23 protein-coding genes are annotated in these 22,368 nt (G+C 67.8%); 10 read left to right on the forward strand and 13 right to left on the reverse strand.

Annotation, left to right across the window (positions count from 1 at the left end; genetic code table 11):
• Positions 1-51 precede the first annotated feature (51 nt).
• The 12 genes from ACWEOE_RS37320 to ACWEOE_RS37375 all read right to left on the reverse strand — a co-directional run bounded on the left by ACWEOE_RS37320 (position 52) and on the right by ACWEOE_RS37375 (position 11,450).
• A complete protein-coding gene (locus ACWEOE_RS37320; protein WP_452017742.1) occupies positions 52-273 on the reverse strand; it encodes a GrpB family protein in 222 nt (73 codons plus the stop codon).
• A 248-nt stretch (positions 274-521) separates the two neighbouring features.
• Positions 522-713, reverse strand: coding sequence for a hypothetical protein (locus ACWEOE_RS37325; RefSeq protein ID WP_452017744.1), 192 nt, complete (start codon positions 711-713; stop codon positions 522-524).
• The gene (locus ACWEOE_RS37330; RefSeq protein WP_452017746.1) at positions 710-2,536 is read right to left on the reverse strand and encodes an amidase; all 1,827 of its coding nucleotides are present in this window, start codon (positions 2,534-2,536) and stop codon (positions 710-712) included. Before ACWEOE_RS37330 ends, ACWEOE_RS37325 begins: the two co-directional genes overlap by 4 nt.
• A 157-nt stretch (positions 2,537-2,693) precedes the next feature.
• Positions 2,694-3,548, reverse strand: coding sequence for an alpha/beta fold hydrolase (locus ACWEOE_RS37335; RefSeq protein WP_452017748.1), 855 nt, complete (start codon positions 3,546-3,548; stop codon positions 2,694-2,696).
• 192 nt (positions 3,549-3,740) lie between these two features.
• A complete protein-coding gene (locus tag ACWEOE_RS37340) occupies positions 3,741-4,859 on the reverse strand; it encodes an acyl-CoA dehydrogenase family protein (protein WP_452017750.1) in 1,119 nt (372 codons plus the stop codon).
• Entirely contained in the window at positions 4,856-6,040 is a 1,185-nt protein-coding gene (locus tag ACWEOE_RS37345; protein WP_452017752.1) for an acyl-CoA dehydrogenase family protein, read from the reverse strand. Before ACWEOE_RS37345 ends, ACWEOE_RS37340 begins: the two co-directional genes overlap by 4 nt.
• On the reverse strand, positions 6,037-7,260 hold the full coding sequence (locus tag ACWEOE_RS37350; protein WP_452017754.1) for an acyl-CoA dehydrogenase family protein: 1,224 nt from the start codon (positions 7,258-7,260) through the stop codon (positions 6,037-6,039). Before ACWEOE_RS37350 ends, ACWEOE_RS37345 begins: the two co-directional genes overlap by 4 nt.
• A 2-nt stretch (positions 7,261-7,262) precedes the next feature.
• Entirely contained in the window at positions 7,263-8,288 is a 1,026-nt protein-coding gene (locus tag ACWEOE_RS37355; protein ID WP_452017756.1) for a phosphotransferase family protein, read from the reverse strand.
• Positions 8,289-8,390: 102 nt separating this feature from the next.
• Positions 8,391-8,843 carry a MaoC family dehydratase gene (locus tag ACWEOE_RS37360; RefSeq protein WP_452017758.1) on the reverse strand — a complete coding sequence of 151 codons (453 nt, stop codon included), beginning with the start codon at positions 8,841-8,843 and terminating at the stop codon, positions 8,391-8,393.
• A 5-nt stretch (positions 8,844-8,848) separates the two neighbouring features.
• Entirely contained in the window at positions 8,849-9,610 is a 762-nt protein-coding gene (gene fabG / locus ACWEOE_RS37365) for a 3-oxoacyl-ACP reductase FabG (RefSeq protein WP_452017760.1), read from the reverse strand.
• 484 nt (positions 9,611-10,094) lie between these two features.
• Complete coding sequence (locus tag ACWEOE_RS37370) at positions 10,095-10,436, reverse strand: indolepyruvate ferredoxin oxidoreductase subunit alpha (RefSeq protein WP_452017762.1); 342 nt, start codon at positions 10,434-10,436, stop codon at positions 10,095-10,097.
• A gap of 21 nt (positions 10,437-10,457) precedes the next feature.
• Positions 10,458-11,450, reverse strand: coding sequence for an NAD(P)/FAD-dependent oxidoreductase (locus tag ACWEOE_RS37375; protein ID WP_452017764.1), 993 nt, complete (start codon positions 11,448-11,450; stop codon positions 10,458-10,460).
• Between the two features lie 226 nt (positions 11,451-11,676).
• Between ACWEOE_RS37375 and ACWEOE_RS37380 the strand changes: the two genes are divergently transcribed.
• The 10 genes from ACWEOE_RS37380 (at position 11,677) to ACWEOE_RS37425 (ending at position 21,554) form a co-directional block, all read left to right on the forward strand.
• Positions 11,677-12,909 (forward strand): Rieske 2Fe-2S domain-containing protein, encoded by a 1,233-nt coding sequence (locus tag ACWEOE_RS37380; RefSeq protein WP_452017766.1) that lies wholly within the window; start codon positions 11,677-11,679, stop codon positions 12,907-12,909.
• The gene (locus ACWEOE_RS37385) at positions 12,800-13,870 is read left to right on the forward strand and encodes a DODA-type extradiol aromatic ring-opening family dioxygenase (RefSeq protein ID WP_452017768.1); all 1,071 of its coding nucleotides are present in this window, start codon (positions 12,800-12,802) and stop codon (positions 13,868-13,870) included. The genes ACWEOE_RS37380 and ACWEOE_RS37385 overlap by 110 nt, the downstream gene beginning before the upstream one ends.
• Positions 13,867-15,162 carry a peptidase dimerization domain-containing protein gene (locus tag ACWEOE_RS37390; protein WP_452017770.1) on the forward strand — a complete coding sequence of 432 codons (1,296 nt, stop codon included), beginning with the start codon at positions 13,867-13,869 and terminating at the stop codon, positions 15,160-15,162. Before ACWEOE_RS37385 ends, ACWEOE_RS37390 begins: the two co-directional genes overlap by 4 nt.
• Positions 15,159-16,034, forward strand: a complete 876-nt coding sequence (locus ACWEOE_RS37395) for an alpha/beta fold hydrolase (RefSeq protein WP_452017772.1) — start codon at positions 15,159-15,161, stop codon at positions 16,032-16,034. Before ACWEOE_RS37390 ends, ACWEOE_RS37395 begins: the two co-directional genes overlap by 4 nt.
• Entirely contained in the window at positions 16,031-16,168 is a 138-nt protein-coding gene (locus tag ACWEOE_RS37400) for a hypothetical protein (RefSeq protein WP_452017774.1), read from the forward strand. The genes ACWEOE_RS37395 and ACWEOE_RS37400 overlap by 4 nt, the downstream gene beginning before the upstream one ends.
• The gene (locus tag ACWEOE_RS37405; protein WP_452017776.1) at positions 16,165-17,049 is read left to right on the forward strand and encodes an alpha/beta fold hydrolase; all 885 of its coding nucleotides are present in this window, start codon (positions 16,165-16,167) and stop codon (positions 17,047-17,049) included. The genes ACWEOE_RS37400 and ACWEOE_RS37405 overlap by 4 nt, the downstream gene beginning before the upstream one ends.
• On the forward strand, positions 17,049-18,023 hold the full coding sequence (locus ACWEOE_RS37410; RefSeq protein WP_452017778.1) for a quinone oxidoreductase family protein: 975 nt from the start codon (positions 17,049-17,051) through the stop codon (positions 18,021-18,023). The genes ACWEOE_RS37405 and ACWEOE_RS37410 overlap by 1 nt, the downstream gene beginning before the upstream one ends.
• 107 nt (positions 18,024-18,130) lie before the next feature.
• Positions 18,131-18,862, forward strand: coding sequence for an IclR family transcriptional regulator (locus tag ACWEOE_RS37415; RefSeq protein WP_452017780.1), 732 nt, complete (start codon positions 18,131-18,133; stop codon positions 18,860-18,862).
• Positions 18,863-19,317: 455 nt separating this feature from the next.
• Positions 19,318-20,754 (forward strand): purine-cytosine permease family protein, encoded by a 1,437-nt coding sequence (locus ACWEOE_RS37420; RefSeq protein WP_452017782.1) that lies wholly within the window; start codon positions 19,318-19,320, stop codon positions 20,752-20,754.
• Complete coding sequence (locus tag ACWEOE_RS37425; RefSeq protein ID WP_452017784.1) at positions 20,751-21,554, forward strand: alpha/beta fold hydrolase; 804 nt, start codon at positions 20,751-20,753, stop codon at positions 21,552-21,554. The genes ACWEOE_RS37420 and ACWEOE_RS37425 overlap by 4 nt, the downstream gene beginning before the upstream one ends.
• Before the next feature lie 90 nt (positions 21,555-21,644).
• Here the strand turns inward: ACWEOE_RS37425 and ACWEOE_RS37430 are convergent, their stop codons facing one another.
• Positions 21,645-22,235 carry a TetR/AcrR family transcriptional regulator gene (locus tag ACWEOE_RS37430; protein ID WP_452017786.1) on the reverse strand — a complete coding sequence of 197 codons (591 nt, stop codon included), beginning with the start codon at positions 22,233-22,235 and terminating at the stop codon, positions 21,645-21,647.
• Positions 22,236-22,368 lie beyond the last annotated feature (133 nt).

The raw sequence follows: 22,368 nt of genomic DNA on the forward strand, positions 1-22,368 counted from the left end.
GAATCCGGAAGCCGGCGCGATCTCGCGCCGTGGCCGGGTTCCCGCCTGAGCTCACTCGGTCGGCAGCACCACCCCGTGGCGGGCCAGGACTTGGGCGACGAAGGCCGTTTTGCCTGCCGTGTAGATTTCGCGGTCCGTGGTTTCCGTGGTGAGGCGTCGTTTCAGCGCGCCGTACTCCGCGGCCAGCCCCGGGTCGCCCCGCAGGGCGTCGCGGAAGGTGAGCTGGGCCAACCAGCGCGGGTGGCCGGCCGGGATCACGTGCAGGTGCGCCACGCGGTGCTCACGCGGGATCGGCGGTGGTGACCTGCGGTTTCTCGTACGCCCAAGCCGGCGTTTCGGTCATGGCTCGGCACGTTACCCACGCCCACCGACAGATTCTCTGCCTCGGGTGCGAGATCGCCTTCGAGCCGGTGCCCGAATCCAGCGGTCGGATCGGCCGGGGGCCGATCGCACCGCCGAATCCGGACACCGGCGCGATCTCGCGTCATGGCCGAGTCAGGGAGCGCGGCCGCCGAGGCGGATCAGTCAGGCGTGCTTCCCGGCACGATCTGGTCCGCCGGGTCGAACGGAAGGTAAGTCGTGCCCAGCCTGGGGGCCCAGCCGATCGTCAACTGCGCAACGGCGGGCTTCTCTGCGTGCTGCGGAAGAAACCCGATGTCGACCGGGGTCGAGAAGTCCACGGTCAGGAATCGGGTGGGCTCGGCGACGCTCACGACAACGCCCTCCTGATCGCTTCCTCGCCCAGGATCGGGTCGTTGGTCGGGTCTTCGGGAGCCAGGGCGAGCGCGCGTGGTGCCAGTCGGGGAGCCGTGAACACCGGGTCCGGTGGCGCCGCGCTGTGGTACTCGGGGAAGTGGGCCTGGTAGTCCACCGCGGACTGGACCAGGGCGGGCTCCGCGAAGCGCGGTCCCCAGAACTGGGCCGAGATCGGCAGGCCAGCGGTGGACCCGACGGGGAAGCTCACCATGGGCCAGCCCAGCGCGTTCGGCACCTGGTAGTACGCCCGGTACACCGGGAAGCCGGGGCCACCGCCGGCGCGCCGGCCGATCACGTCGCCCAGCGCCAGCACGAGCATGAAGTCCACGCCGGCGTCCTCCAACGCCTTGGTGTAGTTGGCGATGAGCCGGCGGCGCCGCTGTTCGCCCTCGTAGCGGACGGAGGCGGGGATACCGCCGTTGAAGCGGTCGGCGCTGGCGAAGCTCGCCGTCGATTCGCCGGGCGCGCGACGGCCGTACTGGCCGGTGAGGGTGGCGACGGCGTCTGGCGTCGGGATGCCGCTCGCGCAGAAGTCCGCGACCGCCGCGACGAACCGGACCTCGTAGCGGTTCGCGTTCACCACCGCGGCCGAGGGTGACACCGGCGATCCGTCGACGGTGGCCAGCACGTCCGCCGATGCGAAGTACGGGTTCTGCGCGGGGTCGGTCATGTCCAGGCCCGGGAACTCCTTCACCTGCGCGCCCAGGCTCTTCAGCTGGCCCACCAGGCGGTTGAACGCCTTCAGGTGCTCCGCGCCGTAGGTGTCCTGCGGGCTGACCCCGGTCTTGATCGTGCCGCCCACGTTCATCCAGTCCGTCTGCGGGATCCCGATCGTCAGCCCCCGCAACGGAGTCCGTCCGGGTCGCGGCGACGACGGGATCGCCGGGAACGGCAGGGGCGCCGAGAGCGTCTGCGGGTCGTTCACCGGGTCGGGACCGAGGATCGTGCTCAGGATCAGTGCGGAGTCTCGCGCGCTGCGGGAGATCGGGCCGAGCACGTCGTAACCTGGCGAAAGCGGCATCAACCCGGCGATCGAGACCGTGCCCAGCGACGGTTTGATCCCGCTGGCACCGTTCGCGGCCGACGGCATGATGATGCTGCCACCCGTCTCCTCGCCGATGCACGCCGCGGCCAGCCGCGCGACGGGTGCGACTCCCGAACCCTGGCTCGATCCGCCCGGCACGTACGCGGGGCTCCAGGCATTGCCCGCGAACGTGCCCGTGATCGAACCCGAGAAGGCCGAGCAGATGGTGTTGCCCAGCAGCACCACACCGGCCGCTCGCAGCCGGGCGACCACTGTGGCGTCCTGCAGTGCCTTGTTGCCCGCGAACGCCGGGCTGCCGTCCTGCGCGTTCAGGCCTTTGATGCCCACGGAGTCCTTGACGCCCATGGGGATTCCGCACAGCGGAGACAGGCTGTCGCCGTGCCGGCGCCAGTCGGAGATCCGCTGGTCGGCGGCGCGGGCGGCGGCCAGCGCGCCGGCGGAGTCGACGCGCACGAACGCGTTGTACGCGCCGTTGTCGCCATACACCTCGTACGGGCCGTTGAACTTCGAGATCCGGTCGAGGTAGGCCTTGGTGATCTCGACGCTCGACGTCCGGCCCGCGCGCAGCAGGACGGCGAGCTCGGTGATCTCGTAGTCGACGAGCCGGCCACGGTGGGGGATCTGGTTCACCGGCGGTAGCGCCGGGCCGCCGGCCGGAGCGGCGCTCGCCGGCGCCGCGCCCAGCGTCAGGGAAAGGGTGCCGCCGGCGACCGCCGCGCCGGCGCCGCCGAGCACGGATCTCCGGGTGAGTCTTGCTGGTAGTGCCACGTACTGCCTCGCTTCCGAGCAGGTGGGGAAGGGCAGGCGCGACGCTAGGACCCGGTGATTGCCGGGGAGTTGTGGCACGTGACGGGCACATTTCCGGTTCGGACAGATCGGTCCGAACCGCTGCTCAGTGGCGGCGGAGGTGGTCCACAATCCGCGGCACGATGAACTCCCCGGCCTCCTCCGGAAGCCAGTGGCTGGCCCCCTCCACCACCTCGAACGAGTACTCCCCGTCCACGTACGACCGCGTCAGCTCCGCGGCCGTTCGCCCCAGGTACGGGTCCTCGCTGCCCCACAGGTACAGCGTCGGCACCGAAATCCGGCCGGCGGGGATGTCGAACTCGCTCGCCGTGGGGCCGCGGTACCAGTTGAGCGTGGCGGTCAGCGCGCCTGGCTCCGTCAGCCGCGAAATGTTGCGCTCAACCAGGGCCGCGGGCACCCGATCGCCGTAGGCGGCGCGCAGCTCGGCCGCGTCGTCGGCCAGCAGGGAGGCCTCGGCGCGGCCGTCGAGCCGGCGGAAGAAGCGGACGTAGCCCAGGTCGCGGAACTGGCGGGCATCATCCGTGGCCGCTTGGTGCAGTGCGGCTGGGTGGGGCGTGGTCAGCACGGTCAGCGACCGGAGCTGGTCCGGGTGCGCGCTCGCGAACGCCCAGCCCACCATCGCGCCCCAGTCGTGCGCGACGAGGTGGAAGCGGTCGGAGCCCAGGGCCGCCGCGAAGGCGATCACGTCGGTGATGAGGTGGCGCACGGAGTACTGGTCGACGTCCGACGGCCGGGCGCCCGCCGCGTAGCCCCGCTGGTCGACGGCGACGGCACGGTAACCGGCCGCGCCGAGAGCCGCGAGCTCCGTGGTCCACGAGTCGGCGAACTGCGCCCAGCCGTGCAGCAACAGGACCAGCTCCCCGGTTTCGGGGCCGGCCGCGAGCGCGCTGTGCCGGTGGGTGCCGACGGTGATCGTCAGCTGCTCGGGTCCCGATGCCATGATCATCAGGCTAGAAAGCCGAACCTTGTGGCCACCACAGGAAAAAGTGCACTCTTGCCGCCTGTTCGTACGCGACTGTTTAGCCCGCGACTGTTTTGACGCGACTGTGTCGAGGTACCGGGCGCCACCGTCCACAGTGGCCACCACGCGCGCAGGCCCCGCCGGCCGAAAGGCAGACGGGGCCCTGAAACCTCAAGCCGGCAGGTCCACCAGATCCGCCAGCCGCGCGCGGTGGCGGCCCGGGGTGCCGAACGCGAGCTCGTCGCTCTTGGCCCGCTTGAGGAACAGGTGCGCGGGGTGCTCCCACGTCATGCCGATCCCGCCGTGCAGCTGGATCGCCTCCTCCACGGCGTGCACCGCGATGGGGGCGACGCGGGCCTGGGCCACGGCCACCGCGATCGCCACGTCGTAGCCGCCGGCGAGGGCGTCGGCCGCGTACCGGGCCGTGGCGCGCGCGTTCACCAGGTCCGTGTACAGGTTCGCCAGCCGGTGCTTGAGCGACTGGAACCCGCCGACCGGGCGCCCGAACTGGTAGCGACCCTTCAGGTACGTCACGGTGGTCGTCAAAGCCCACTCGGTGAGGCCCGTCTGCTCCGACGCCAGCAGCCCCGCCGCCGTGGTCAGTGCCGTGTCCAGCGCCGCCTCGGCCTCCGGACCGGCCACGACGAGCCGGGCCGCCGCCCCCTCGACCACGACGTCGGCCACGCGCCGCGTGAGGTCCAGCGACACCAGCTCCGTCACCTGGGCCGCCGAAGCCTCCACCGCGTACAGCGCCGGCCCGTCGGGCCCGGTGGCGGGCACCACGAGCAGCTCGGCGGCGGAAGCGTCGGCCACCGTCCCGACGCGCCCGCTCAGCGTGCCGTCGGCCCCGACCGTGACCGAACCCGGGAACACCGCACCCGGTGCGGTCGACAGCGGCACCGCGAGCGCACCGATCAGCTCACCGGGCGCCAGCCGCCCGAGCAGCTCGGCCGCCACCGGCCCGCCCGCCGCCAGTAGCGCCGACGTCGCCAGCACCGCGCTGCCCAGGAACGGCACCGGCGCGACGCTGCGGCCCAGCTCCTCGAGCACCACGGCCGTCTCGCGCGCCGAAGCGCCGTGGCCGCCGAGGTCCTCGGGCACCATCAGCCCGGCCGCGCCGAGGTCGGCGGCCAGCGTGCGCCACAGCTTCAGGTCGTAGGGCTCCGAAGTCTCCACGCGCGCCAGCAGCGCCGCCGGGGAGGCCTGGTCGGTGAGCAGGTCACGCACTGAGGCGCGCAGGTCCTCCTCCACGTCGGAGTACAACAGGTCCGGGGTGGGCAGCTCGCTCATCGCGGCAGGTCCTTCCAGGCGACGTCCTTGTCCACCCGCGGCTCGGACGGCAGCCCCAGCACGCGTTCGGAGATGATGTTGCGCAGGATCTCCGAGGTCCCGCCCTCGATCGAGTTGCCCTTCGCGCGCAGGTAGCGGTAGCCCGCCTCGCGCCCGAGGAAGTCGACCTTCTCCGGCCGCCGCAGCGTCCAGTCGTCGTAGCGCAGGCCTTCTTCGCCGAGCAGCTCGATCTCCAGCCCGGTGAGCTTCTGGTTCAGCTCGGAGAACGCCACCTTCATCGCCGAGCCCTCCGGCCCCGGTGCGCCCGCGGTGAGCTGCTGGCGCAGCCGGGAAGCCGACAGCCGCAACGACTCGGCCTCCACCCAGTGCTGCACGAGCCGGTCGCGCAGCTCCGGCGTGCGCAGCTCGGGCCGCTCCCGCCAGGTCTTCGCGACCATGCCGATCAGCCCGCCCTCACGCGGCAGCGCGTTGCCGCCGATGGCCACGCGCTCGTTCATCAGCGTGGTCTGCGCGACCTTCCAGCCCTCGCCGATGGCGCCGAGCCGCTGTGAGTCGGGGATCCGCACACCGGTGAGGAACACCTCGTTGAACTCGGCCTCGCCGGTGATCTGGCGCAGCGGCCGCACTTCGACGCCGGGCGCGGTCATGTCGCACAGGAAGTACGTCATGCCCTGGTGCTTGGGCACGTCGGGGTCGGTGCGCGTGACGAGGATGCCCCACCTCGCGGTGTGCGCGCTCGAGGTCCACACCTTCTGGCCGGTCACGACCCAGTCGTCGCCGTCGCGCACCGCGCGGGTGGCCAGCGCGGCGAGGTCGGAGCCGGCGCCGGGTTCGCTGAACAGCTGGCACCACACCTCCTCGCCCGTCCAAAGTGGACGCAGATACCGCTTGCGCACCTCGTCGGTGCCGAAGGTGAGGATGGTCGGCGCGGCCATGCCGAGGCCGATGCCGATGCGGCGCGGGTCGTTGTCCGGCGCGCCGGCCGCGGCGAAGGCGGCGTCGACCACCGGCTGCAGCGCGCGTGGCGCGCCCTGGCCGCCGAGGCCCTCGGGGAAGTGCACCCACGCCAGCCCCGCGTCGTAGCGGGCCCGCAGGAACTCCAGGCGTTCGAGGGACGCGGGGTCGTGGGTCGCGAGGAACGCGGCCACCTGCCCGCGCAGGTCTTCGGCAGTGACACTCATCGGCCGGCCTCCGCCCGGTACTTCTTCAGCTCACGGCGCGCCAGCGAACGCTTGTGCACCTCGTCGGGACCGTCGGCCAGGCGCAGCGTGCGCACGCCGGCCCACAGCTCGGCCAGCGGGAAGTCCTGGCTCACGCCACCGGCGCCGTGCGCCTGCACGGCCTTGTCGAGGATCCACTCGACGGTGATCGGCGTGGAGATCTTGATGGCCTGGATCTCCGTGTGCGCGCCCTGGTTGCCCACGGTGTCCATCAGCCACGCGGTCTTGAGCACCAGCAGCCGCTGCTGCTCGATCTTCACGCGCGACTCGGCGATCCAGTCCTGCACCACACCCGACTCGGCGATGGGCTTGCCGAACGTCTCGCGCGAGAGCGTGCGGCGGCACATCAGCTCCAGCGCCCGCTCGGCCATGCCGATCGCGCGCATGCAGTGGTGGATGCGGCCGGGGCCGAGACGGGCCTGGGCGATCGCGAAGCCGGCGCCCTCGTTGGCGATGAGGTTCTCGGCCGGCACCCGCACGTCCTCGAACAGCACCTCGGCGTGCCCGCCGTGGTCGCCGTCGGTGTAGCCGAACACGTGCATGCCGCGCTTGATCGTCACGCCCGGGGTGTCGCGTGGCACGAGGATCATGCTCTGCTGCTGGTGCGGGGCGGCGTCGGGATCGGTCTTGCCCATCACGATCATGATCTTGCAGTTCGGGTTCATCGCGCCGGAGATGTACCACTTGCGGCCGTTGACGACGTACTCGTCGCCGTCGCGGCGGATGCTGGTGGCGATGTTGCGCGCGTCGGACGAGGCCACCTCGGGCTCGGTCATCGCGAACGCCGAGCGGATCTCGCCGTCGAGCAGCGGCTGCAGCCACTGCTTCTTCTGCTGCTCGCTGCCGAACATGTGCAGCACTTCCATGTTCCCGGTGTCCGGCGCGGCGCAGTTCACCGCGGTCGGCGCGAGCCGCGGGCTGCGGCCGGTGATCTCGGCCAGCGGCGCGTACTGCAGGTTGGTCAGCCCCGCGCCGTCCTCGCCGGGCAGGAAGAAGTTCCACAGGCCGCGCTTGCGCGCCTCGGCCTTGAGCTCCTCGACGACCGGCACCGACGTCCACGGGTTCTCCCGCTGCGCCAGCTGTTCCTCGAAGACGGGCTCGGCGGGGTAGACGTGGGAGTCCATGAAGTCGAGCAGCTGCCCGCGCAGCTCCTCGGTGCGCGCGTCGAACGCGAAGTCCATAGCTACTTCTCCTCTTTGAGCGTCTCGTAGCCGTGGGACACGAGCGGGACCACGGCGTCGCCGATGCCCTCGAACCCGGATCCGACGGTCTGGCCCTTGCTGTAGCGGAAGTAGATGCCTTCCAGGATCACGGCGAGCTTGAAGAACGCAAAGCTCACGTACCAGTTGAGCGCGGAGGTGTCGCGGCCCGAGCGCTCGGCGTAGCGGGCGATGACCTCGTCGGGGCTCGGATAACCCGGCGCCGAGCTGGCGTTGGAGACCATCTGCAGCGACACCTTGTCGCGCTCGGCGTAGGCCACCATCAGCGCGAGGTCGGTGAGCGGGTCGCCGAGGGTGGACATCTCCCAGTCGAGCACCGCGGTGATGCGGTCGTCGCCGTCCACGAGCACGTTGTCGAGCCGGTAGTCGCCGTGCACGATCGTCGCCGGGGGAGAAGCGGGCAGCTTCGCGACCAGGCTGTCGTGCAGCTCTTCGGCGCCGGGCAGGTCACGGCTGCGGGAGCCGTCGAGCTGCTTCTTCCAGCGCCGCAGCTGACGTTCGAGGAAGCCCTCGGGCCGGCCGAAGTCGCCGAGGCCGGCCGCTTCGGGATCCACGGCGTGCAGGTCGACGAGCGTGTCCACGAGCCGGAACCCGATCTCGCGGGTGCGCTCGGTGCCCAGCTTCTCGAGCTCGGAGTCGGTGCGGTACGGCGTGCCCGCAACGAACTCCATCACGTAGAACTGCGCGCCGAGCACGTCGGCGTCCTGGCACAGCACGACGGTGCCCGGCACCGGGACCGCCGTGCCGGCCAGCCCGGAGATCACCTTGAACTCGCGCGCCATGTCGTGCGCCGTCGGCAGCACATGCCCGAGCGGCGGCCGGCGCACGACCCAGCGGTTCGTGCCGTCTCCCACGATGTAGGTGAGGTTCGAGCGGCCGCCTTGCACGACCTCGGCGGTCAGCTCGCCGGTGACCAGACCGGGCCGCTGCTCGTCGAGGTAGGCGCGCAGGCGGGCCAGGTCGAGTCCTGGCGGGTCGGACGGGGTCATCGGGCCTCCTCGTGGTTCTCCCGGGCCAGGCTACCGACTGGTCGGTATGTCGTACAGCCGCCGGCCCGGGTGTCCCCCGGGCCGGGTTGCCCGGCCGCGGTGTCAGGCGATCAGGCGGGCGACGAACTCGGCGACGCAGGCCGGCTTGGCCTCGCCGTCGATCTCGACGGTCCACCGCACCACAGCTTGCTTGCCGCCGGTCACGTCTGTCACCTCGAGCAGGTCCGCGCTGCCGCGCACCCTTGCCCCGACCTTCACCGGCTGCGGGAACCGCACCTTGTTGAGGCCGTAGTTGATGCCCATCTTCAGGCCGTCGACGCGGTAGACCTGCGAGCCGAAGCGCGGCAGCAGCGAAAGCGTGAGGAACCCGTGGGCGATCGTGGTGCCGAACGGTCCCGCGGCCGCCTTCTCGGTGTCGAGGTGGATCCACTGGTGGTCGTCGGTCGCGTCGGCGAACTGCTGCACCCGCTCCTGCGTGACGGTGAGCCACTCGCTCTCGCCGAGGTGCTCACCCGCGGCGGCCGCGAACTCGTCGATGTTCGGGAAAACGCGCATGAGCCTCAGTCCTTCGGTCCGCCGGCGACGTAGATGACCTGACCCGACACGAAACCCGCGCCCTCGCTCACGAGGAACGAGGTCAGGTGCGCGATGTCGTCCGGCGTGCCCACCCGCTGCACGGGGATCTGCGACGCGGCCGCCTTCTTGAAGTCCTCGAAGTCCATGCCGAGCCGCTCGGCGGTGGCCGCGGTCATGTCCGTGGCGATGAACCCGGGCGCGATCGCGTTGGCGGTCACGCCGAACTTGCCCAGCTCGATGGCGAGCGTCTTGGTGAAGCCCTGCATGCCGGCCTTCGCGGCGGAGTAGTTGACCTGGCCGCGGTTGCCCAGCGCGGAGGTGCTGGACAGGTTGACGATCCGGCCCCACTTGGCCTCGGTCTGGTACTTCTGCACCGCGCGCGTCATGAGGAACGAGCCCTTGAGGTGCACGCCGAGCACCGAGTCCCAGTCGTTCTCGGTCATCTTGAACAGCAGGTTGTCGCGCGTGATGCCCGCGTTGTTCACCAGCACGGTCGGCGCGCCGAGTTCCTCGGCGACGCGGGTGACGGCGGCCTCGACCTGGTCGGCGTCGCTGACGTCCAGCGACACGCCGACGGCCCGGCCGCCCTCGGCCACGATCGCCTCCGCACCCTGCTTCACCGACGACTCGTCGAGGTCCAGCAACCCGACGGCGAACCCGTCGGCGGCGAGGCGACGGGCGACGGCGGCACCGATGCCGCGGCCGGCTCCCGTCACGATGGCAACCCGGGCGGGGGAATCGGTCACGAGGACCTCCTCATCATTGAGAAACAGCGATCGGGCACGCAGTGCGCGCGCTAAGCATCTGCTTAGGGAAGATACCCGGGGGGCTCTCGGAGGGCCACCGGCCCCGACGTTCGCTCGTTGCGGTGGTGACCACGGAGGGCCGGCTGTCGGGACCCCTGTCTGTGCCGGCGCAGACAAACGCCTGGAGACGCGTGCTGATAGTGATGTGCTTCACGTTGAAAGCCGGTCGTGAAAAGTTCAGCCGTGGGCGTCGCGTTCAGTGATGGAGGCCGGCTGAAGGACTGTCAGCTCTGCGATGGCCGCGGATCGTGGACGTGATCCGCGGCGGCCCGCAAGCCGTCAGTGAGCGGCCGTGGGCGGCACCGCCGCGCCGGCGTGCTCCCGTTCGGCAAGGCCAACACCGTGTGGCGGAGCGGGCGAACAGCGAAGCCGACGGCGGCAACCCGCGGCCGGCTTCGCGGGAGCGGACGCGACCGGGTCCTCGTCAAGCCCCGTAGCCTGCGATGAAAGCGGTGTCCACTCCCAGCTCGCCGACCGTGGCCGAACCGCCGGGATCGCCGAGAGGCCGGTCGCGACCGGGGAGCGGGTCGGTGAAGAAGGCGAGGGAGTCGGTGAGGAACACCTTCTTGTCGTCGTCGGTCCTGGCCTTGCGGTCGACGAAGATGGCGTCCACCGGGCATTCGGGTTCGCACGCGCCGCATTCGATGCATTCGTTGGGGTTGATGTAGCTCTTGCGGTCACCGATGTAGATGCAGTCGACGGGGCAGACATCGATACAGGCTCGGTCGGTGACGTCGACGCAGTTGGCTCCGATGACGTAAGACATGATTTCTCCGGATTTCTTCGGTTAGACGTTTTCGGTCGAGTGGCCAGGAAAGAGATTCAGTTCGGGATCGATTTCGACGGCAGCGTTGTTGACCGCGGTCGCGGCTTCCCCGAACCCGACCGACATGAGCCGAACTTTGCCTTCGTACTCGGTGATGTCGCCCGCCGCGTAGACGCGGTGGAGGTTGGTGTGCATCCGCGAGTCCACCAAAATCTTTCGGCGGCGCAGTTCCAGGCCCCAGTCGGCGAGCGGGCCGAGATTGCTGACGAAGCCCAGCGCGGCCACGACGCTGTCCACCTTGATGACCTCCGGGTCCTCGATACCGCGGACGCGCACGTGCGCTTCCTCGACCGTTTCTGTTCCATGCAATGCTTCGACTTCCGCATTGGTGATGATCCGCACGCCGGATCCGGCGAGTGCGGTGACACCGGCCGCGTGGGCCCGGAAAACCTCCCTACGGTGTACCACCGTCACCGATTTGGCGACAGGCTGCAGCGTCATTGCCCAGTCCACTGCGCTGTCGCCGCCACCGACCACCAGCACGTCTCGGCCGGCGTGCATTGACGGCGCCGGCACGAAGTAGGTCAGTCCCCGCCCCAGGAAGCTTTCACCTGCCGGCAAAGGACGCGGTGTGAAGGTCCCCAGGCCACCGGCGAGGATCACCGCGCCGGCCTCGATCACCTCTCCATCGGACAAGGTCACCCGAGGTTTGCCCTCGTCCGAGCGGCCGAGACCGATGGCTTGCCTGCCAAGCCGATAGCCGGGTCGAAATTGATCGGCTTGGGCGCGCAGCGCGGCGACGAAATCCCGACCTCGGACGGCCGGCAGACCGGCGACGTCGTGAATCTCTTTCTCCGGGTAGAGGGCGCTTACCTGGCCACCGGCCTGGGGAAGACCGTCGACGACGATTGTGCTCAAGCCGCGGAACCCGGCGCAGTAGGCGCTGTACAGCCCGGTCGGTCCTGCGCCGACGACGAGGACGTCAGTCGTGGTCGCTTCAGCAGGCATAGACATTCTCTCCTGGCTAAGACGTGGCGAAGGCGAATCGCGTGTTGCGGCGCCTTTTCGATGGCACCGTAGCCGTGACCGGACGACGGGTCTCGGTTTCCGGACCGCTGAGCGGAATGCGTATCCCTGGTGGTGGCGGGGTCCGGTGAGCGGACCGAAATGGTTGGCGGGCTCTGCCGGCGGTGGTGAACTCGCGGTGTCAAGGTTTTGGACAATCTTCGAAGGAGCGGCAGTGACTGCAGAGATCGGGACCTCCTCGACCACGCCACGCCGCGGGTCACGCAAGACCGGGCTGCCTGGTCGTCAGGACTGGTCGAACTGGCCGCACTACGAGGCCGCCGCCGCCGGCTTCCGTGGGTACTGGTACCCCGTTGCGTTCGGCTCGCACGTCGCCGGCAAACCGCGGCGGATCACGTTGCTGGGCGAGAACATCGTCCTCATCCGTGACGGAGGCAGCCATGGCACCGTGTATGCGCTGAAGGACCGGTGCCCCCACCGCGGGGTTCCGCTGTCGCAAGGGAACCAGCAGTTTCCGGGCACAATATCGTGCCCATACCACGGCTGGACCTTCGACTTGAAGACCGGGAATCTCGCAGCGGCCATCACCGACGGACCGCAGTCGCCGATCTGCGGCAAGGTTACCCAGCCGACTTACCCGGTTGCCGAACGGTTGGGCATGGTCTGGGTCTTCGTTGGCGACGGTGAGCACACCCCGCCGATCGACGAGCAGTTGCCGGAGGAACTCAGGGACAACGCTGCAGTAGTCGGCGCTCGAATCCAAGCGCGCGAGGGAAACTGGCGTTTCGCGTGCGAGAACGGCTACGACGAAGGCCACGCGAAATACCTCCATCGCACTGCATTGTGGCGCTTGTTCAAGGCAATGCCGGTGTGGAATGAAACTCGCATCATCCAACGCGGACGCTGGATCTTCCGGGTTCAGGAAAAACAATACTGGACGGCTGATTTTCCCGAGCTCGGCAAGTGGGACAACCAAGCTTGGTACAAGCTCAAGCCGCCCAAGAAGGTCAGCAACATCGGTAATACCGGAAGTCATCGGACCACGAACCCGGTGATCGCGGCCCAGGAATTTCCCGGGTTCGCTTCGGTCAGCGTGCCCGGCGTGCTGCGCATCGCTTACCCGACGTTCATTCACTACGAGTTCTACGTTCCGGTGGACGCCGGCAACCACCTCTACGTGGGCGTCATGGCCAATTTTTCTCGCGGGTGGAAAACGATTCCCTTCTATGCGAAGTACCTCGGTTTTGTGCGATGGTTGTTCCACGGGCAATTCTCCGGACAGGACAAGTGGATGGTCGAGGTCACGGACGCTCCGCCGGAGAAGCTTTACCGGCCGGATGAATCACTGCTCAAGTGGCGCAACCTCGCCGAGGACACTGCCGAGGAGCGGATGGCCAGGCTCACCGAGCAGGGTGTGGAACCGGCCGGCGCGCCGCCGGCGAACTGAATGTGAGGCAGGCACTGTGACGGAAGTTGTCCTCGGAGTGGGAGCGTCTCACTCCACGCTGATGAACACCCACTGGGACGAGGTCGTCCACACCGAGCGTGCGAACGCGTTCCGGCTTGGGCTGGACCAAGCCAGGGACGCTATCGCGGCGGTACGGCCGGATGTCGCGATCATCATCGGCTCCAACCATTTTCGCGGGTTCTGGCTCGACATGATCCCCTCGTTCACGCTGGGGGTCGGTGAGGTACTCGGCGCGGGCGAGGCGGGCACGCCCGCCGGACCACAAAGGACCGACCCCGAGTTCGCACAAGCGCTCGCTCAGGACCTGGTGGATCGTGGAACCGAGGTGGCCATCTCGGCACGCCTGCAGATAGACCACGGGCAAACCCACGCGATCCAATACTTGCTGCGGGACATCGACGTTCCAGTGGTGCCGTTGGTGATCAACGTCTTCGCGGCCCCGCTCCCGAGCATCCGGCGGTGCGTCGAGCTCGGCCGGAACCTCACCGCTGCGGTGGAGGCCATGGCGGGCGACCGTCGCGTCGTGGTCATCGCTTCCGGCGGGCTGTCACACCAGCTGCCTTGGCCGGCTGACTGGCGGGACCCGCACGGCGACGACGAGGAGTTCCTCGTCGAGGCATGGCTCAACGGACGTGGGGACTGGGAGCGGTACGACAAGCACCGCCGGGAAATCATCACCGCCGCGCGGCCGACGATTTTTTCCGAGTTCGACGAGCGGTTCCTCACCGAGTTGGAGGAGGGCGAGCTCGCGCACTACATGGCCTGGTCGAGCGCGGACCTCGAGGAGGCAGCAGGCAACGGCGGTCAAGAGCTGCGGACCTGGTTGACGATGGCCGCGGCACTGGGCTTTTCTGCCGGCAGGAAGCTCGCCTACGCACCTATGCCGGAATGGCTCACCGGGATGGGCGTCGCGATCGTCGAACGGGATACCCCGTCGTGAGCAGGAACCCTTCAGAGCTGATCGAAGGGGTTCTGGCCGAACTCACCGAAGCTCGCCTCCGCGAGGCCGCCATGACACTCACGTCTGTGGCCAGCCCCACCGGCCGTGAGGCCGGATTGGCCAAGGTCCTCACTGCTCGGCTCACCGCAGCTGGTGTCGACGCGGTCACCCAGCACATCGACGAACACCAGGCGAACGCCGTCGGCAGGCTACGAGGCCGCGGGGGCGGCGAAGACCTCATGCTCTACGCACCGATCGACACGCTCACCACTGGTGATCCCGGCCTCGACCTTCCGTGGATCGGATCCGAGTTGCGTTCCGACATGTTGCCCGAACCCCGCGAAGACGGCCCGCTGGTTTCCGGGCTCGGGGCGAGCAACCCGAAGGGGCACGCGGCGTGCATCCTCGTGCTCGGCGAGGTGCTAGGTCGGCTTCGGCCGGAGCTTGCCGGTGACATCGTGTTCGCGTTCGGCGCGGGTGGGATGCCCACGAATGCCATCGAAGCCATCGGATATCCGGCTCGGGCCAATACCGGGCAGGGAGTCGGTTGCTCGTTCCTGTTGGAGCGCGGTTGGTATACCGACCACGCGGTGATCGCGAAGCCCGGCGATTTTGTCGCACACGACGAGGTCGGGTTGTGCTGGTTCGAGATCACAGTGCCCGGTATCCACACCTACGCCGGCAGCCGGCATCGGCTGGCGTACCGCAACCCCGTTGTCTCTGCGGCTGAGGTGGTGACGCGACTCGAAGCGTGGCTGACCGACTACCCCTCCCGCCACCGCACGGCGACGGCGGCTCCTCAGGGCATCATCGGCTCGATCGCGGGCGGGTGGGAACGCATGCTCGCCGTGACTCCTGCGAGCTGCCGGATTCGGATCGACATCCGCATCGCTCCCGGGACCCGGCCTGTCGACCTCAAACGCGAATTGAGCACATACGTCACCCGGTTGTCCGGTGAGCTCGATCTCGACCTCGGGCTCGAGATGGTGCTGTCGATCCCGGGCACGTGCACCCCGCCCGATGCGCCGATCGTGCGGACCACGGTGGACGCCTGGGAAACCGCGTCCGGTCGAGTCCATGAACCGATACCGGACAACAGCGGCGCGACCGATGCCAACATTCTGCGCGCGCGAGGAATCCCGACCGCTCGCGTGGGCATGCCGAAGGTGACCAGCGACGAGTTCGACATCGATTTCCCTCGCGGGATGAACACCGTCGATGTCCGTGCGATGCGCCGACTGACGGAAGTTCTCGCCCGCACTGCGATCACCACGACGAAGGGACGATCATGACCCCACCCCCAGTCAGTCATTACGCCGACGGCGGTGGAATCCGTTACCACTACCACGACCTCGGAACCGGACCCGACACAGTCTTCCTGCACGGAGGCGGGCCCGGCTGCACGGCGTGGACGGATTTCGGGCCGGTGGCGCCGCTGTTCGCCGCCGACCGCCGCTGCCTGCTGGTGGACATCCAGCAGTACGGCAAGTCGGAAAAGGCTCGGATCAGCGGTCCGATGTGGGACCACCACGCGGCCAAGACTGTCGCGCTTCTGGACACCCTGGAGGTGGCGCGGGCGGACTTCATCTGCAACTCATGGGGTGGCACGATCGCGCTCAACCTGGCGGCCAAGTACCCCGAGCGAGTGCGATCTCTGGTGATCACCGGGAGCATGCCCGTCTTCTACGGACCCCTTGCGCCGCTGCCCGAAGGCGGCCGCAGGGGGCGCAATGCACGCGACGTCTACTACGGCGGGGAAGGTCCCACCCGGCAGAAGATGCGCGAGCTGATCACCCGGCTCGAATGGCACGACGGCAGCAAACTCCCCGAAGAAACACTGGATCGACGTTACGAGCAAAGCCTGGATCCGGGCGAACGGGAGCTTGCGGCGATGTCCGACTCGCCCCGAGGCGATTGGCAGGACCTCACGGCGGAACTGGGGCAGATCCAGGCGCCTGCGCTGTTCGTCTGGGGAATGCACGACGCCTTCCTCACGCCGGAGTACCCGCTGATGCTTGCCCGGATGGTGCCCCGAGGAAATCTGCACGTGATGGACGGGGTCTCTCACCACCTGCAGGAGGAACGTCCGGCTGCGTACCACGCCGTCGTCTCGGGTTTCCTCGACTCGGTCGCCGATCGGCCGGCGCGAGGAGAACACTCGTGAAATTTCTGATCGCCCTTGTTTTGACCGCCGGACTGGTCACGGCAGCCCGTGCCCTGGCCGCGCGCAGCAACACCCAGGTCCACCGCATCAACCAAAACCAGCCCCACCCGGAGAAAACGGAGCAGCGATCGTGACCATCTGGACGGACCTCAGCCCGCTTCCCGTCCGCGTCGAGTACATCGACGCCGGCGGCGTTTCGACGCGGGTTCTGCGAGCCGGCACGCCCGGCGCCGAGGCGGTCGTGTTCCTCCACGGCACCAGCGGCCACCTCGAGGCCTTCAGCCGCAATATCGCCGCCCACGCCGCATACGACCTCCACGCCCTCGACATGCTCGGGCACGGTTACACCGGCAAACCGGCCAAGCCCTACGAGATCACGGACTACGTCGCACACCTGCTCGACTACCTCGATGCCGCCGGCATCGCGCAGGCACACCTCGTGGGTGAGTCCCTGGGAGGTTGGGTGGGTGCTCGCACCGCCATCGACCATCCGGATCGAGTGCTCAGCCTCCAACTGCTGTGTGCGGGCGGTACGGTAGCCAACCCGCAGGTCATGGACCGCATCCGAACCAGCACGAAGCAGGCCGTGGCCAGCGACGACATCGAGCTCACGCGCAAGCGGCTTCGGCTGTTGATGGCCGACGAGGCCGACGCGACCGAGGAGCTCGTCCAAGTCCGCCACGCGATTTACCACCACCCTGACTTCGTCGCCAACGTGGACAACCTGCTCTCGCTGCAGGACATGGAGCGGCGCCAGCGGAACCTTCTGCGCCCCGACGATCTGGCGCGGATCACCCAGCCCACCCTCATCGTATGGGGGCGGCAGAACCCGTTCGGTGAGGTTCCCGAGGCCGACCGGATGCACGAGAACATCCCCGGTTCGCGCCTGGAGCTGTTCGACCACTGCGGACATTGGCCCCAGCACGAGCAGGCCGACCTGTACAACCCGATCAGCCTCGAGTTCATTCGCGCGGCTTCGAAGAAATCGGGCACGAACGCGAAGGCAGCATCGTGATGAGAGCGGCACGTTTCCACGGTTGGGGGACAACGCCCGTTGTCGAGGACGTACCCGAACCGGTGCGCGGCCCCGGCGAGTTGCTGGTGCGCGTCGATGCGGCCGCGGTCGCGCATCTCGATGTCACGGTGTCGAGCGGGGAATTCGGCCTGAAACCGCGGCTGCCCTACATCGGCGGCGTAGAAGGTGCCGGTGTCGTGATCGACTCGGATGCCGACTCCGGCATGGCGGAGGGCACGCGGGTCATGCTCAGGGGAGCGGGTCTCGGCATGAAACGGGATGGCACCTGGGCTGAATTCGTGAGTGTGCCGAGCAAGGCTGCGATGCGGCTCGATCTGCCGTTGGCCCCCGAAGTAGCTGCGACCTTCTTCGTGCCCGCGACCACGGGTTATGTTGCCGTGCACGATGTCGGCGTCGTCCAGCCCGACGATCACGTGATCGTCGCGGGGGCCGGGGGTGCCGTCGGGTCGATGGTCACTCAGCAGGCGCTCGGCATCGGCGCGCATGTGGTTGCCGTCGTTGCCGACGATGACGCTCGTGCGCGGGTGCCGGCCGGGGCGGAAACCGTCGCGTTGACCGATACCGGAGCGATCCGGGCGCTGGCAGAAGAGCGCCCCGCGTCGGTGCTGGTGGATACCCTCGGCGGGCCAGGCCTCATCGAGCGTGCCCGATGGGTGCGCCCGGGAGGCCGGGCTGTGCTCATCGGCTACGTCCTCGGTTCAGGGGTCGAGCTCGACCTTTCCACTTGGCTCCTGGACGATGTCTCCTTCTTGCCGGTGAACATGATCAGACGAGAGCGCCGGGCTCGGGAGATCGCGGGTCAGCTCCTCGAACAGCTCTCGAGCGGAACCCTGCGAATCGACACCCAGGACTTCGCGCTCGAGGACATCGCGGAAGCTGTCGACGCTCTCCGCGGCGGGAGGCTGCGCGGTCGCGCGGTGGTGACACCTCACCCGCCAGACCGAGTTCGGTGAGCGACCGCGATCCGGCGCCGGGGCGGCGATCACTTGCTGGAAAAGGGGACGTCCCGGCGCGGGATGGTGGCGCGGCGCCCGCTGCCGGGACCGTGCCCGGACCCAGCGTGTTGGACAAGGTGCAGCACATCCTGGAGGCGTTCGGGCCGCACGACGAGCACCTGAGCCTGTCCGAACTCGCGCGGCGGTCCGGAGTTGCGAAAGCATCCGTGCACCGCTTGGCTCAGGAGTTGCTGCGCTGGGGGGTGCTCGAGCGCCGGGGCTCTGATTACTGGCTGGGCATGCGGTTGTTCGAACTCGGCCAACGCGTGCCTCGCCAACGAATCCTCCGTGATGCGGCGCGACCGTACATGGAAGACCTTTTCCAAACCACTGGTGAGACCGTCCACCTCGCGGTGCTCGACGGCCTGGAAGTCCTGTACTTGGAAAAGATCTCAGGCCACGGCCCGGCGCCCGAGCCTTCTCGCGTCGCGGGTAGAGCACCGTTGCACTGCACTGCCACCGGAAAAGTCCTGCTCGCCTTCGCCGGTCCGCACCTGCTCAAGGAGATCGTCGCCGGGCCGCTCGAGCGGGTGACGCCGCGGACGGTCGCCAGCCCGGAGCTCCTTCTCCAGGAACTCAAGCGCGTTCGCGAGTCCGGCTGCGCAACCGAGCACGAACAGACCCGCATGGGCTATTTCAGCGTCGCCGTGCCGGTGAACAGCGCGAGCGGCGCCGTAATCGGCGCGTTGTCCATCACCGCCCCCCTTTTCCACGGAGACGTGCAGAAGCACGCCGACCTGCTGGCCATGGTGAGCCGCCGTATCACCAGGAAGATGAGCGAGAGAAACGAGCCCTGAACGCTTCGAGTCGGCGTTCGTGGCACCGCGACGAACGACGCGCCGAGACGAGGTACCACCTATGCCGGGGCAGCGGTTCACAGAGTGGAACGAGAGCTTGCCGTGGTGGCGAGTCTCAGGTGTTCTGTTCGCCAGCAGCCGCCGGCCGGACCGGCGGCCTGACAAAATGATCATCCGAAGTGGCATCTGAACGTGTCGTGAGGGCCGCGGTTCCGGGTGCGGCACGAGATTCGGTGAAAGACCATGCGCAAGGGTTTCTCGGTCAACGCGGGATTTCTGTGATCGCCAAACCGGGTCTTCAGCACGCTGATCGTGCGCTGGTAATTCCTCTGTGCATCGTGGTTTCGCCTCATAGCTGCAGGACGTGGTCGCGACGCAGGGTCTCGTCGGTGTCCGACTGACCTCGAGAAACGATCGGTGGCCACCGATGGATGACGGATCGAAAGGCAGGCCACGTGACTGACCAGGACGCGGGTACGAGTGCCAGAAAACTTCGGCAGGCAATGGATGACAATTCGCTCAATCCGGTACCGGAGGCTGAACGCAAGTCGGGCTGGTACCTGTCCTGGCTTCCGGCAGGCGTGGCGACTTCACTGCTCCAGCTGACCATCGCGGGGACCATCACAGCTCTGGTCGGGTCCGTGCTGGGGTTGGTCGCCGGTGCGGCGGTGGGCGTCTTCGTGATGGCGCTGGGCTGGCTCTACGGCAACATCGCGCGCGTCGAGGGCCTTTCGGGAACGGTGCTTCCGCGCTTCTACGGCCTGGGTGTCCGTGGCTCGGCGATAGCGTCAGGCGCCTTTGCGATCATGATCATCGGGTTCCTGGCGATCGAGAACGTCTTGCTCTACAACGGCACACTTTTCGCATTCGGTTGGTCGGATACAACCGCATCGCGGGTGTTGATATACGGTGTTCTCACTGTTGCGTGGATCGTACTTAGCATGTTCGGTATCCGCGTGGTGACGCGAACCTCCTCCGCGCTCGTTGTGGTATTCATCTGTCTGCTCGCCTACATGACGTTCCGGATCTACCACGACTCGTCGGTTACGTTCGGCGAAGCCTTTACTCAAGCCAGCACTTCGATGACCGGGTCGGCGTCGTCGAGGTTTTTCGCTGTGATCGGAATCCTCGGCGGGCAAGGAGCGGGGCTGATTCTGGTAAACGCGGATTATGCGCGCTACGCTCGATCGAGCCGGGGGGTCGGTGGTGTCAGCCTCACCGGTACGATCATGCTGGACCTGACGGGCATCGCCCTCGGGATCCTCGTGCTGACCGGTGGGAACAAGCTCGTCGGCGAGTACCTCCTTGCGCACGGGCAGGCGCTGCCCGGCCAAGAGGTGCTCCAGGCAAGTGAACTGGCGACCCAGAACACCGGGGCCTACTTCGTCATTCTTTCCGGAATGGTGGGATTCGCCCTGATTTATGTGGCGCAGGCCAAAGTTCAGGTGCTGAACGTCTATTCGGGTTCCTTGGCGCTGTCAAACCTGTATCAGGTCCTCTCCGGCAAGCATCCGAGCAGGTTCGTGATGATCCTGATCACCAACGCCCTCTGCCTCGTGATGATCGCCGCGAACGTCTTCGATCAGCTGTCAAGCTTTCTCAACGTGCTCGGCATCGTGGTTATCGGGTTCATCGCCTTGGCCGTCGCCGATTTCTACATCGTGAGGCGTTTCCGGCCACGCAGCGGTGAGCCCGAACCGGTCAACTGGGCCGGTGTCGGCAGCCTCGTCGGCGCATCGGTGGTCGCCTACATTCTCAGCGAAACCGGGGTGTTCCCGTTCGGCTTTCTTGCTTCGACGGTGATCGTGCTCATCGCGTACCCACTCGTCCGATTGACGACGAGCAAGGCGGTCCCGGCGAGTGAGCCTCTGGCGAAAGCAGCGGACGCATGAGCACGCGCGGATATGCGGATACGCGTCTGGGGCAGATCCACTACGTGGAACAAGGCACCGGCTCGCCGTTGCTCCTGTTGCATCAGACCCCGCGTTCGTGGGACGAGTTCGCCGAACTCGTACCAAAGTTGTCGGAGGGACGCCGTGTCATCGCGATCGACATGCCCGGCTTCGGGCTGAGTTACCACCTGCCGGCGCCGCAGACCATCGAGGATTACGCCCAAGGGGTGATTGCCTTCGCCGACGTGCTGCACCTTCAGCGGTTCAGTGTGCTGGGCCATCACACCGGCGGCGCGGTGGCGATCGAGCTGGCCGCTCTGCAGCCGGACCGCCTTACGGCGTTGGTGCTTTCTTCGACACCGTGGATTGATCGTTCGTACCGTGAAGCGCATACCGCCGGCGCCGGCGTCGACGAGGCTGTTGTCGACGCCAGTGGATCTCACCTGGCCACCCTCTGGCGCCTCCGGGAACCCTATTACCCACCAGGGCGACCGGAGCTGCTGAACCGGTTCATCCGTGATGCGCTCGCGCCCGGCCTCGATCCCGCGGAAGGCCATCGGGCCTGTGCGCGCTATGCCATGGAGCGACGCGTGTCATCGGTGACGGCACCGACACTGCTGATCGGTGCGTCGGGCGATCCGTTCGCTCTGCCGGACGTGCCCCGGTTGAAGACGCACCTCGTCAACGTGCCGAAGATCGAGGAGCACATCGTCGAGGGCGGAACCATCCCCTTGATCGAAGATCGCACGGAGGAGGTCGCAGCCGTCGTCAATCGGTTCCTGGCTTACCAAGGCCTCTGAGGGGTCGGTTTTCGTCGGATCCGGAAAGTTCGAGGTGGGTCCGCCGCGTCGCGGACCCACCTCGGCATTGGCAGTCTTCGTCGATTTCGCTCAGCGCTCCGCGGACGCCTCGGCTGTTACCTCAGCACGAGTGGGCATCCTTCGCATCAGATCGCGAAGAAGGGCGAGGACACCTTCGGTCCGCTCGTCATCGTCGTACAGGAAGTGCTGGAGGATCACGCCGTCGAGGGCCGCGAAAACCAGTGCTGCCGCTCGCCCCCCGGCGTCGTCGATGTTCGCCGCCTCCAGCGTCTTGCCGATCTCGTGCAGGTACCCGTCGTACTGTTTGATCACGTTGTCCGTTGGAAGCGCCCCGCGAATCGCCTGGATCGCTTCGTCGAGCTGCATGACGGGACGTTTCCACGATTCGCTCATGGCGTGGACGAACGACTTGGCGAAATCGTCGATGGATCGCACCCGAAGGCCGATGGCGAGGGCGTCGCTGCACGCCGCTTGGCGGAATGCTTCCGCGAGCAACCGTTCACGGGTACCGAAGTGGTGCCGCACCAGCCCGTGGGCAACTCCCGCTTGGCGTGCTACCGCCCGGTACGTGACGGCGTCGGTTCCGCAGGTACCGACGATCTCGATGGTGGCGTCGAGTAGGCGCTCGCGGGCGGATTTGCGGTCCGGGTCAGTGGGCATCGTCCGTCCAGCCTCGGTTCACTCGTGGGCTCGGCAACCTCACGTCACCACTGTCCCACAGTCGCGGAGTTGCGTCAGCTTCGTCGGCGTGCCTTGATTCCTACCACGAGGACTGTCGTCTGCGTGGGCGAAG

The sequence above is a fragment of the Amycolatopsis sp. NPDC004368 genome (assembly GCF_053602515.1).